The organism is Herbaspirillum sp. UBA812, assembly GCF_002296545.1.
In the GTDB taxonomy this organism is placed as follows: domain Bacteria; phylum Pseudomonadota; class Gammaproteobacteria; order Burkholderiales; family Burkholderiaceae_D; genus Herbaspirillum; species Herbaspirillum huttiense.
On the sequence record NZ_DBIC01000054.1, the window covers coordinates 1 to 12456 of the forward strand.

The 12456-nt window shown below is 59.9% G+C and carries 11 protein-coding genes; 7 read left to right on the plus strand and 4 right to left on the minus strand.

What is annotated here, in order from left to right; genetic code table 11:
* Positions 1 to 345: 345 nt before the first annotated feature.
* The 6 genes from B3873_RS03200 to B3873_RS03225 all read left to right on the plus strand — a co-directional run bounded on the left by B3873_RS03200 (position 346) and on the right by B3873_RS03225 (position 6134).
* On the plus strand, positions 346 to 1722 hold the full coding sequence (locus B3873_RS03200) for an 8-oxoguanine deaminase (RefSeq protein ID WP_286864002.1): 1377 nt from the start codon (positions 346 to 348) through the stop codon (positions 1720 to 1722).
* A gap of 198 nt (positions 1723 to 1920) precedes the next feature.
* Positions 1921 to 2397 carry a hypothetical protein gene (locus tag B3873_RS03205; RefSeq protein WP_286864003.1) on the plus strand — a complete coding sequence of 159 codons (477 nt, stop codon included), beginning with the start codon at positions 1921 to 1923 and terminating at the stop codon, positions 2395 to 2397.
* Between the two features lie 41 nt (positions 2398 to 2438).
* Positions 2439 to 3077, plus strand: coding sequence for a hypothetical protein (locus B3873_RS03210; RefSeq protein WP_286864004.1), 639 nt, complete (start codon positions 2439 to 2441; stop codon positions 3075 to 3077).
* Positions 3078 to 3115: 38 nt separating this feature from the next.
* Positions 3116 to 3706 (plus strand): hypothetical protein, encoded by a 591-nt coding sequence (locus tag B3873_RS03215; RefSeq protein WP_286864005.1) that lies wholly within the window; start codon positions 3116 to 3118, stop codon positions 3704 to 3706.
* A gap of 79 nt (positions 3707 to 3785) precedes the next feature.
* Positions 3786 to 4475 (plus strand): hypothetical protein, encoded by a 690-nt coding sequence (locus B3873_RS03220; RefSeq protein WP_286864006.1) that lies wholly within the window; start codon positions 3786 to 3788, stop codon positions 4473 to 4475.
* Positions 4476 to 4721: 246 nt separating this feature from the next.
* Complete coding sequence (locus tag B3873_RS03225) at positions 4722 to 6134, plus strand: hypothetical protein (protein ID WP_286864007.1); 1413 nt, start codon at positions 4722 to 4724, stop codon at positions 6132 to 6134.
* A 51-nt stretch (positions 6135 to 6185) separates the two neighbouring features.
* Here B3873_RS03225 and pyk read toward each other — a convergent pair whose 3' ends face one another.
* The 4 genes from pyk to gcl form a co-directional block, all read right to left on the minus strand.
* Complete coding sequence (gene pyk, locus B3873_RS03230) at positions 6186 to 7616, minus strand: pyruvate kinase (protein WP_286864008.1); 1431 nt, start codon at positions 7614 to 7616, stop codon at positions 6186 to 6188.
* Between the two features lie 196 nt (positions 7617 to 7812).
* Entirely contained in the window at positions 7813 to 8700 is an 888-nt protein-coding gene (locus B3873_RS03235; RefSeq protein ID WP_286864009.1) for a 2-hydroxy-3-oxopropionate reductase, read from the minus strand.
* Between the two features lie 42 nt (positions 8701 to 8742).
* On the minus strand, positions 8743 to 9531 hold the full coding sequence (hyi, locus tag B3873_RS03240; RefSeq protein ID WP_209534371.1) for a hydroxypyruvate isomerase: 789 nt from the start codon (positions 9529 to 9531) through the stop codon (positions 8743 to 8745).
* A 17-nt stretch (positions 9532 to 9548) separates the two neighbouring features.
* A complete protein-coding gene (gene gcl, locus B3873_RS03245; protein ID WP_209534372.1) occupies positions 9549 to 11324 on the minus strand; it encodes a glyoxylate carboligase in 1776 nt (591 codons plus the stop codon).
* Positions 11325 to 11485: 161 nt separating this feature from the next.
* Here gcl and B3873_RS03250 point away from each other — a divergent pair, with 161 nt between their 5' ends.
* On the plus strand, positions 11486 to 12403 hold the full coding sequence (locus B3873_RS03250) for a LysR family transcriptional regulator (RefSeq protein ID WP_286864011.1): 918 nt from the start codon (positions 11486 to 11488) through the stop codon (positions 12401 to 12403).
* Positions 12404 to 12456 lie beyond the last annotated feature (53 nt).

A 12456-nucleotide genomic window follows, 5' to 3' on the forward strand; every position in this document is an offset into this window, starting at 1 on the left:
GGTCGCCTTCTTTTGCTTACTTTTCTTGGCGAGACAAGAAAAGTGAGCGGCTGCCGGGCCGCTCCCGGCGCTCCGTTCCGCCCGGAGAGGGAACAGAATTAAGCTAGAGCGCAGGAAAGCAATCCGTGCAGACTACCCAAAACACAAAACCAGCAAAAACAGCGAAACACCAGCATTAAGCAAACCTTAACGCAAAACAAAACCAGCATTAAACGGACCTAAACCCTCCCAACAACCCCACCCGTCGCAGTCGTTAATAGGGCAAGAAAGGGACTCCCCCCTGTCACCTGCGCCGACCCGCAAGTCAAACACATCAACAAGGAACCCAAGAAGGAGTCCAACATCATGCAAGAGCAAGCAACAGGCAAAACGCTGTTGATCAGGAACGCGCGCGTCCTGGTCACGATGAACGAGGGCCGTGAAGAGATCGCCAGTGGCGCGCTTTACATCCGAGGCAAGGTCATCGAGCAGGTCGGCAAGACGGAAGATCTGCCGCAAGAGGCGGACGAGGTCATTGATGCCAGCCATCACGTGGTCATCCCGGGCCTGATCAACACGCACCACCACATGTACCAGAGCCTGACGCGTGCGATCCCCAGCGCGCAGAATGGCGAGCTGTTCAACTGGCTGACCAATCTGTATCCGATCTGGGCGGGCCTGACGCCGGAGATGATCCGGGTATCGACGCTGACGGCCATGGCCGAGTTGATCCTGTCGGGCTGTACCACCAGCAGCGACCACCTGTACATCTATCCCAACCAGACGCGCCTGGACGACAGCCTGGAGGCCGCTGCCCAGATCGGCATGCGATTCCACGGAGCGCGGGGTGCCATGAGCGTAGGCCAGTCCAAGGGTGGATTGCCACCGGACCGTGTGGTGGAAGAAGAGCCTGCCATCCTGAAGGACACGCAACGCCTCATCGAGACTTACCACGACAGCCAGCGCCACGCCATGCAGCGCATCGTGGTCGCGCCCTGCTCTCCTTTCTCGGTCTCGCGTGACCTGATGCGCGAGGCCGCCGACCTGGCGCGTCACTATGGCGTATCGCTGCACACGCACCTGGCCGAGAACGTCAACGACATCGCCTACAGCCGCGAGAAATTCAACATGACCCCGGCGGAATATGCCGAAGACTGCGGCTGGGTCGGCCACGACGTCTGGCACGCCCACTGCGTGCAGCTGGACGAGCACGGCATCGACCTGTTTGCCCGCACCGGCACGGGCGTGGCGCACTGTCCCTGTTCCAACATGCGGCTGGCTTCCGGCATTGCGCCCATCCGCAAGATGCTGGACGCGGGCGTACCGGTCGGCCTGGGCGTGGATGGCAGTGCCTCCAATGACAGCGCCCACATGCTGGGCGAAGTCCGCCAGGCCATGCTGCTGCAGCGGGTCGGCTTCGGCCCCGACGCCATGACCGCGCGCCAGGCGCTGGAAGTGGCTACGCTGGGCGGTGCCAAGGTCTTGAACCGCGACGACATCGGCGCGCTCAAGCCCGGCATGTCCGCCGACGTCGTGATGTTCGACACGCGCCAGATCGCCTTTGCCGGCGCACTGCATGATCCGGTGGCCGCACTCGTTTTCTGCACCCCGGCCAACGTGAACACCAGCATCATCAACGGCCGCGTGATCGTGCGCGAGGGACAGCTCACCACCATTGACCTGGGGGCGGTGCTGGAGCGGCACAATCATCTGGCGTACCAGCTGGCCGAAGCGGCGGGGTGATCGTCGCAGGCAGGCGTTTTCCGCGGTATCCGCATACCGTGCAATCCGCTGGCACATGACGTAATATGTACAGCGGTTGGCGGCTGGCCTCATGCCCGGCGCGCCTGCCTAAAAAATCAATCAGGGGAAAAAATGAACGTCCGAATTGCCATCGCCGGCGCTGTCCGCGCGTGCGCGATGCTTGCCATCGCAGCGACTATGACAGCCTGTGCCACCCGCACACCCTTGCTGCCCGACAACTACGCCGGCCCGACGGCGGTCCTCAAGGATTCGGCCGACATGCTCTCCATGAGCAAGGCCGACATGTACTACGCCGCCAACATCAATGCCGTCGATGTCGACAACGTACGCTTCGCCACCCGCAGAGCCAGCGAGGGCCGCGGTGCCCTGATGCTGCTGCAGAAGGTCGAGCGCCGCATCCCCGCCACACCGGTGAAGGTAGAGATCGTGGCCAGAACGGCCTATGCCATGCCCATCATGGCCATGACCGGTACGGTCTACCAGGTCAAGGGCAAGGTCGAGTTCACGCCGGAGCGTGACAAGAGCTACGTCGTGCGCGGCAAGCTGGGGCCGAGCTACAGCGCGGTGTGGATCGAGGAAGAGGCTGGCGGCACCATGGTGGGCGAGAAGATCGAGGTCAACGGTTCAGCCGAACTGGGATTCCTGGATAAATAAGGGCACCGTCACCGCCTCGACAAGCAAGTTATCCCACGATCATGAAAACATTCCTTCTGCTGTGCGCCAGCATGTGCGCGCTATTGCTCGGCGGCTGCACCACCTACCCGACGGCTGCCTATCCCGACAGTGCGATTGCACGCGTGAGTGCGTCTGATTTGCCACGCAGGGAAGCGCCATTGAAATTGAAAATGGAAGTGCAGTGGCTGAGGAATGGTCACGCGCCAGAGACCAGCGCGCCAAGGCTGGAAATTGCCTTTCCCGGGCCGGATCCCCTGGTCTTGCGCAACAGCCTGGAAGCGGCATTCCGGCAGACCGGCTTCATCGTGATCAGTGAGGACGATGCAGCCGGCACGGTCAAGGTCACGCTCAATGACGTTTCCGACATTGCCGAGGCGATCAACCAGGGAGTACTCCTGGGCGAAAAATGGGGCGACGGCTACGTCACCAACAAGGAAGAGCTGACGATGTCTCTTGCCATCAATGTTGGTAACAAGAGTGCGAATTCGCCCACAGTGCGCGGCGCATTCTATTCGGTGTTGGCCAAATCGCGCCTGCCCGATGACCCGCGTTTCCAATCGATCAAGTCCGTTCAGGAAGACCTGTTCCAGCAATTGGTGATCAGGTGTCTGCTTTCGCTGAACAAGGACGGCAGTCTGCAACGCCTGCAGGCTCCCTGATCGAGGGAACAGCCGCGCCATCCATAGACAAGGAATCCATGAAGTCCGCCCTGACCTTGAGTTTCCTCGCCCTTCTCACCTTATCAGGGTGTGAAACCTATCGCATCACCGGTTATCAACCATCGCCTGCGACGACAGCCGCTATCTTGGCGTCCAGGCCCGTGCCCGTGGCGGTCATGCCGTTTTCGGCAAGCAAGCCCGGACTGGCTTCCATCACGTGCCGCGCAGCAGGGCCGGTGACCGTTGCGCCGCATTTCGCGGGCTATATCGAGAACGCCTTCATCATCGAACTGCGCAAGGCCGGCGCCTATGACCCGACCTCGCCCATCAAGATCAGCGGCAAGCTGGAAGAAATCGATTTCAGTACCAGCATCACCACGACGACATGGATGCTTTCGCTGACGGTCTCCGATGCCAACCAGAAAAGCTTTACGGTTCAATCAACCCAGCAGTTCGAGGGGAGCTTCTTTGCCCCGGTCGCCTGCAGCATGGCGCGAGACTATTTCATTCCGGCCGTTCAGAAACTGGTTCGCGAGGTGCTGCTGGATCCGCGTTTCCAACAGATGGCCAAGCCGGTGCGGGACCTCCTGACGCAGGCTTCAGGTCCATCCGGGAATGACGTAAGATAGTGCGTGACTGGCAGTCTCCGGTCATGCGTCATTCATCAGAAATCAATAATCAACTAAATCAAATCGTTCAAGGGGAATCATGCTGAAAAAGATTCTGGGACTAGCCGCGCTGTGCGCGACGCTCCTGCTCACTGGTTGCGCCACCGTCAAACCGATGACCTACTCCACCGATGCACCGCAGGCTGCGGCCAATGACAAGGTGGTCTACCTGATGACGGCCACCATCAGGAACATCTACCGTCCTTCTTACCAGCCCAAGTTGCTGGTGGCGCATGTCGAGATGCCCAATGCCCAGAGCAAGGAAGAACGCATCAACTTCAAGATCGATGCCGAAGGCAGCCTCGAAAACAGCACGCCCGAAGTCGGCAATACCTATCTCCTGCGCATGGAACTGCCGCCCGGTGAATACAAACTGGTTGGTCTGACTTGCCTGAACAAGGGATTTCCCATCATCGTCCGCTATCTCGTCCCAGTCCACGCCACCATCAACCAGACGGTGCCGGGCACCTATTACCTGGGCCACGTGGAGGCTGTCCTGCGTGAGCGTCAAGGCAACGAATTCCGCGCCGGGCCGCCGATACCGCTGATAGATCAATCCGTCGGAGGCGCCTCGGGCGGCAGCTTTGACGTGGCGTTCTCCGATCGCTGGACGGAAGACTCAGAACTCTTCGTAACGCACTTCCCCGCCATGAAGGACCTGAAGGTGGCCAGCGCACCGCTGCCGCCATTCGATCGCGCCTACGCCCAGAAATGGTGGGAAGACAACTGAGCCCAGCCTGAGCTGATCCGGCCTTTCCGAGAAATGCCGCTGCCCGTAAAGTGCAGCGGCATTTTTTCTGGAGAATCCGCCCCAACACCGCCGCTTACCGATGCACCGCTATTAGTTGCGGGGTTGGTCAGCGATTTCATACCGGCAAAAGTCAGCTCAATCTAAAGTCAAGAGATAGGCATTTTTGATTATCATATCTTTCGCAATTTCCGTGAACTTTAATTCACCGTGACTCGAGAGGGCAAGATGATAAGTTACTCAACAGAATTTCCTATCAATCAGGATTCAAGTGTAGACGAAGTGCTCCAATTGGCCTGCACATGGCTCTCGGGTAGCCCCTATACAAAAATTCCAAAGGAGTCACTTGCAGATCTCATATCTAATGCAGAAGGGAGTCTATCGATAGGAGGAGAGCGTGTACAGTCCGGATCTGCTCACACGAGTACTTATCAAATCGGAGGTTTACGCTATTCGAAGCTTGAAAACGATCATATCGAGTGGGTAACTACTATCGTTGCATCCAAAACAAGTGCCCAACATCTTGTAAGTATTCAAGTGAGTTGCGAGGCGCTAAAAACAGCATCAACACTTCCACATCCGCAAAAACCATATTTTGTTAAGCAGATACTTAAAACCATTGGTGGTGGCTCCGATGGTCAGATACCGGTATCGACGCAGGCACTTTTCCTTTCTGAAGGGGAAGAGCACATCGCCGCCGACCTTATCCAAGGGGTAGGTGCAAACAACCTACCGATAATTTACGTGAGTGTGGAGTTCGACGGCCACCATATTATTGACCCGCAGTTTTTAGCAACAAAACTGTGTGGCATGGGTCATGTGGTCGTCGAGCCATCACGAAAATTTTCCCTAAATTTAAAAAAATTAGTCTCCTCGCGAAACGCTTTTGGGGGAGCAATAGGAATTTATTGGCCGGACAGCACTGCGCGAAAAAATTATTATTTATCAGAGAAAAACGATACCCCAGAGAAACTCCAAAAAGAAATCTCTAAGGACGTACGTGTTGCACTTGCGAACCGACGACAAAATCCCGATTGCACGTGGATACATTTAAAGGAGTGTATTTCCTATAATCGGTACGAATCATTAAAGAACAGCGGCTCGACGGAATTGGATGACTTCATCAAGGCATTCGACGACGATATGCTCGCTAAAGAGCAGAAGCTTATGGAGGCCGAACGCGAGATTGTCAGGCTTAAGGCTGAACTAAAAACTAATAGCCTCTCGCATAGCGGCCGTGGGGGCGACGCGGGGGTTCTCCTTTATGGAGAAGAACAAGATCTCTATGAAAATGAAATCAAGGGGATTGCAATTGAGGCACTGCGCAACATGCGCGATAGGACTATAGAGCATTCCCGTAGACAGCACGTAATTGACGATCTACTGAAAGTAAACACGACACAAACTGCGGCTGACGAAATCAGTCAACAACTTAAGAAGACCCTGCATGCCTACACTGATATGGATGCTAAGACTCGAACTGCGCTCACAAAACTTGGGTTTTCAATCTCAGAAGATGGCAAGCATCACAAAATGATTTTCCGAGGAGATGATCGCTATTCATTCACTGTGTCGAAAACCGTAAGCGACCATCGAAGCGGAAAAAATCTAACAAGTGACATTAATAAAAAACTTTTCTGATGTAGAGAAAATCTGCAGCATGGAAAGCGATCTCCGGAAATGTCTTCTTTTTCACAAGTAAGCGGAGGCGCACACCTCCGCCACCCGCAACAGATTGGTACTGCCCGGCTGCCCGAAGGGCATGCCTGCGGTGATCGCGATCTGGTCTCCCTGGCGAGCAAACCCTTCACGCACGGCCGCCTGGCAGGCCGCACTGACCATCTGGCGCTCGTCATGCACGGCTTCGCTGATGGTGGAATGCACGCCCCACACCAGCGCCAGCCGTCGCGCCGTGGCCAGTTGCGGCGTGATGCAGAGGATGGGCGCAGCGGGACGTTCACGCGCCGCGCGCAGGCTGGTATGCCCCGAGCTGGTATAGGTCACGGTGGCGCTGGCCCCGAGGATGCCGGTGACGTCGCGCAGCGCCGCGCAGATGGCGTCGGGCCGGTTGCGTTCGGGGGCGGCGTATTGCGCCTGCATCAGGGTGCGATACAGCGGATCCTTCTCCACCTCCGCAATCACCCGGTCCATCATCGTGACCGCCTGCAAGGGATAGCTGCCATTGGCCGACTCGGCCGACAGCATCACCGCATCCGATCCGTCATAGATGGCACTGGCCACATCCGAGACTTCGGCGCGCGTGGGTACCGGTGCGGCAATCATCGATTCCAGCATTTGCGTGGCGATCACGATGGGCTTGCCCTGCTGGCGGCAGGCGCGCAGGATGCGCTTCTGCGTGCCCGGCACGCACTCCGGCGGCAGCTCCACGCCGAGATCTCCGCGTGCCACCATGATGGCGTCCGACACCGCCACGATCTCGTCGAGCCGCTCCAGCGCGGCCGGTTTCTCCAGCTTGGAGAGAATGGCCGCGCGGCCCGCTACCAAAGCCCGCGCCTCCAGCACATCCTCGGGGCGCTGCACGAAGGACAGCGCGATCCAGTCCGCGCCCATCTCCAGCGCGAAGTCCAGATCACGGCGGTCCTTGGCGGTCAGCGCGGGAATCGGCAAGACCGCATCGGGCACATTGACGCCCTTGCGATCGGAGACCACGCCACCATTGACCACGCGCGTGCGAATGGCATGGCCATCGCTGGCTTCCACCTGCAGGCGCAGCTTGCCGTCATCAATGAGCAGGCTTTGTCCCGCATGAATGGCCTCGAACAATTCAGGATGGGGCAGGCAGACGCGGTGCTGGTCGCCAGGGGAGGCATCACGGTCGAGGGTGAACACCTGCCCGGTTTGCAGCTCTACCCTGCCCCCGGCGAATTGGCCGATGCGCAGCTTGGGACCCTGCAGGTCGGCCAGCACGCCGATGGGGCGGCCGACTTCGCGCTCCACCTGGCGCACGATCTGGTAACGCGCGTGATGATCGGCGTGGCTGCCGTGGCTGAAGTTGAAACGAAATACGTCAGCCCCGGCGTCGAAGAGCGCGCGGATCATCTCCGGCGTGGCGCTGGAAGGACCGAGGGTGGCGACGATTTTGGCCTGGCGTAGTCGGCGCATGGAAATCCTCTTGTTCTGGTTGGATGCATGAAAAAACCGTTCGGACTGAGTAGATCCGCAGGATCGTAGCGAAGGCGCGTAGTCGTCTGTGCGCCTTCGATACGCCGCATGCGCGGCTACTCAGTCCGAACGGGAGGTGAAGTGACGCAACTACGAAATATGTGCAGTCCCACCTCACATTGACATCATCATTCGCTCAGGCCTTGGCGATCTCGTGATTGGAAAGGATCTCCACCGCCCGGCACAGCGCCGAGTGATCCATCCCCGCCAGTCCATTGGCCGCGCAGGCGTTCATCAGCTCCTGGGCCGCTGCCGTATTGGGCAAGCTGATGCCCAGCGCCTTGGCGCCTTGCAGGGCCAGGTTCAGGTCCTTCTGGTGCAGCTCGATGCGGAAGCCCGGCGCGAAAGTCCGTTTGACCATGCGCTCGCCGTGCACTTCCAGGATGCGGGAGGAGGCAAATCCACCCATGAGCGCCTGCCGCACCCGTGCCGGATCGGCCCCGGCCTTGGAGGCGAAGAGCAAGGCCTCGGCCACGGCCTGGATGTTCAGGGCCACGATGATCTGGTTGGCGACCTTGGTGGTCTGGCCATCGCCGTTGCCGCCGACCAGGGTGATGTTCTTGCCCATCAGTTCGAACAGCGGCTTGACGTCGTTGAAGGCCGATTCCGCACCGCCGACCATGATGGTGAGCGAAGCCGCCTTGGCGCCCACTTCACCGCCCGAGACTGGCGCGTCCAGATATTGGCAGCCGAGCGCATTGATCTTCTGCGCGAACTCCTTGGTGGCGATGGGCGAGATGGAGCTCATGTCCACCACGATCTTGCCCGGCGACAGGCCTTCGGCCACGCCCTTGTCACCAAAGAGAACCGCCTGCACATGGGGCGTGTCCGGCACCATGACGATGACGATGTCGGCGCGCCGCGCCACTTCCGCACCCGACGTGCAGACGGTGGCCCCGCCCTCCAGCAAGGGAGCGGGGGGATTTTTCTGGTCGTGCAGGTAGAGCTTGTGGCCGCCCTTCTGCAGGTTTTCCGCCATGGGTGCGCCCATGATGCCCAGGCCGATGAATCCAACTTTTGCCATGCTGTGTCTCCTCAAGAAAGATGAAATCCCGCTGTCATGTGTTCAGGCTGTCTGCAATCCGTGTTGCGCGATCCAGCCCAGTCCTGCAACGGTCCCGGCCTGCGGTTTGTATTCGCAGCCGATCCAGCCGCGATAGCCGATCTCCTCCAGCCACTTGAACAGGTAGCGGTAATTGATCTCGCCGCTGCCGGGTTCACCGCGTCCGGGGTTGTCGGCCAGCTGCACGTGGCCGATCAGGGAAAGGTTGGCCTTGAGCGTGTTGGCCAGTTCGCCCTCCATGCGCTGCATGTGATAGATGTCGTATTGCACGAAGAGATTGTCCGAGCCGGTGGCCAGGATCAGTTCCACCGCCTGGCGCGTGGTGTTGAGGAAGAAGCCGGGAATGTCGAAGTGATTGATCGGCTCGATCAGCAGACGGATGCCCTGCTCCTTCAGGCGCGTGGCCGCATATTTCAAATTGCCGACCAGCACCTCGCGCGCCGCTTCGCGCGAGACGCCCGGCGGCAGGATGCCGACCAGGCAATTGAGCTGCGGCACCTCCAGCGCGCGGGCATAGCGGATCGCCTCATCGACCCCGGCACGAAACTCCGCCACGCGATCAGGATGGCAGGCGATGCCGCGTTCACCGGCGTCCCAGTTGCCGGCCGGGAGGTTGTGCAGCACGAGTTGCAGGCGATGCGTGCGCAATTGATCGGCGATCTGTTCCGGCGCGAAGGCGTAGGGAAAGAGGAATTCCACTGCACGAAAGCCGGCCTGCGATGCGGCCTGGAAGCGTTCCAGGAAAGGCTGTTCGGTAAACAGCATGGTGAGATTGGCGGCGAGTTTGGTCATGCGAGTCTCCTTCGTTTTCAGTCGAGCAGGCTGATGGCGGTGGGCGCATCGTCGGCGCGCTCGGCCAGGGGTTCGAATTCATTGATGGCATCGATCTCGGTGCCCATGGCGATGTTGGTGACGCGTTCGAGGATGATTTCCACCACCACCGGCACGCGGTATTCGGCCATCCAGCGCTGGGCCTGGGCGAAGGCATCCTGGATGGCGTTGGGATCGGTGACGCGGATGGCCTTGCAGCCCAGGCCCTCGACCACGGCCACGTGGTCCACGCCATAGCCGTTCAGTTCGGGGGCGTTGATGTTCTCGAAGGCCAGCTGCACGCAGTAATCCATCTCGAAGCCGCGCTGCGCCTGGCGGATCAGGCCGAGGTAGGAGTTGTTGACCAGCACGTGCAGGTAAGGCAGCTTGAACTGCGCGCCCACGGCCAGTTCCTCGATCATGAACTGGAAGTCATAGTCACCCGAGATGGCCACCACCTTCTTCTGCGGATCGGCCGCCACCACACCCAGTGCGGCAGGAATGGTCCAGCCCAGCGGTCCGGCCTGGCCGCAATTGATCCAGTGGCGATCGCGATAGACGTGCAGGAATTGCGCGGCGGCGATCTGCGACAGACCGATGGTCGCCACATAGCAGGTCTCACGGCCGAAGGCGCGGTTCATTTCCTCATACACGCGTTGCGGCTTGACGGGCGTGTCATTGAAGTGGGTGCGCCGCTGCAGGCTCTTCTTGCGCTGCTGGCATTCGGCCAGCCAGGCTGAGCGGTCGGGCAGGCGGCCGGCGGCCTTCCACTCCTTGGCCACTTCGACGAAGAGCTTCAGCGCGGCACCGGCATCGCTGACGATGCCGTAATCCGGCCCGAAGACGCGGCCGATCTGGGTCGGTTCGATATCGACGTGGACGAAGGTGCGGCCCTTGGTGAAGACATCGATGGAACCGGTATGGCGATTGGCCCAGCGGTTGCCGATGCCGAGCACGAAGTCCGAGGCCAGCAGGGTCGCGTTGCCATAGCGGTGGCTGGTTTGCAGGCCGACCATGCCGGCCATCTGCGGATGGTCGTCGGCAATCGCGCCCCAGGCCATGAGGGTCGGGATCACGGGTACGCCCGTCAGTTCGGCGAACTCCACGGCCAGTGCGGCGGCATCGGCGTTGACCACGCCGCCGCCGATGGTGAGCAGCGGGCGCTGTGCCGCATTGAGCATGTCGAAAGCCTTCTCGATCTGGGCGCGGGTGGCGGCGGGACGATAGACCGGGAGCGGTGTGTAGGTATCGGGATCGAAATCGATCTCGGCCATTTGCACATCGAACGGAAGATCGATCAGGACCGGGCCGGGGCGGCCGGAGCGCATCAAGTGGAAGGCTTGCTGGAACACGCGCGGCACCAGGGCCGGTTCGCGCACGGTCACGGCCCATTTGGTGACGGGCTTGGCGATGGATTCGATGTCGACGGCCTGGAAGTCTTCCTTGTAGAGCCGGGCGCGGGGGGCCTGGCCGGTGACGCAGAGGATGGGGATGGAATCGGCCTGGGCCGAATAGAGCCCGGTGATCATGTCGGTCCCGGCCGGCCCCGAGGTGCCGATGCAGAGCCCGATGTTGCCGGCTTTGGCGCGGGTATAGCCTTCGGCCATGTGGGAGGCCCCTTCGACGTGGCGGGCGAGGATATGGCTGATGCCGCCGTGTTTCTTCAATGCCGAGTAGAAGGGATTGATGGCGGCGCCGGGCACGCCGAAGGCTTGCAGGCAGCCTTCCTTGACCAATACGTGCACTGCCGCGTCGACTGCTCTCATCTTTGCCATGCTCGTTCTCCAGGATGTCCGTTGGTGGATGTGTGATCGCTGGAGGCCATGCTAGTCATTACAAATCCGGATGATAAGTATCATCAGAGTCCACTGATTACTGAGCAAAAGTATGGAAACATCCAAAAAGTATTGAATTACACTCAGGCCGGGAGGGATTGATGGACAAACTCAAGCAGATCGAAGCATTCGTGCTGGTGGTGGACAAGGGCAGCCTTGCGGCCGCCGCGCTGGAAGACAAGGTGACACCGGTGATGATGGGGCGGCGCATTGATGCGTTGGAGAAGCGTTTGGGCACCAAGCTCATGCATCGCACGACGCGGCATTTGACGTTGACGGAGCAGGGCAGCGTGTTTCTGGATCATTGCCGCAAGTTGCTGGAGCAGATGGACACGGCCGAGAAGAGCATTGCCGAGGGCCGCCACAAGGCCACGGGCCACCTGGTGGTCTCGACCCCGGCGGCGTATGGGCGGCTGCATGTGGCGCCGCATGCGCCGGCGTTTTTGGCGGCGCATCCGGAGGTGCAGATTTCATTCAATCTGACGGATCGTGTGGTCGATCTGGTGCGCGAGGGGTATGACCTGGGCATCCGCATTGGGGGTGCGATTGAACCGAGTTTTGTGGCGGTGCGGTTGGCGAGCAACCGGCGCGTGGTGTGTGCGGCGCCGGAGTATTTGCATCGACATGGTGTTCCGCGCACGCTGGATGATCTGGCGCAGCACAACTGTCTGGCGTTCAATTTGCAGGGTGGGCAGCAGCGCGGGTGGTATTTCCAGCAGGGCGGCAAGCCGGTGATTGCCAAGGTGCAGGGCAATCTGGATTGCAACGATGGGGAGTTGTTGCATCGCTGGGCCAGTGAAGGCTTGGGGTTGGCGTGGCGGTCGACGTGGGAGATCCAGGCGCAGCTGGCGTCGGGGGAGTTGGTGACGGTGTTGGATGAGTATGCTTTGCCGCATTACGACATCATGGCGGTGTATCCGCAGCAGCGGCATTTGCCGGCGAAGACGCGTTTCTTCATTGATTATTTGAAGGAAGTTTACGGTCAACAGGACTACTGGAATCGCGCGCGAAAGGCATGACAAGCGCGATGCCGCAGGCGAGCAAGCCGGGGCGATGCCGCAGGCGAGCCCGT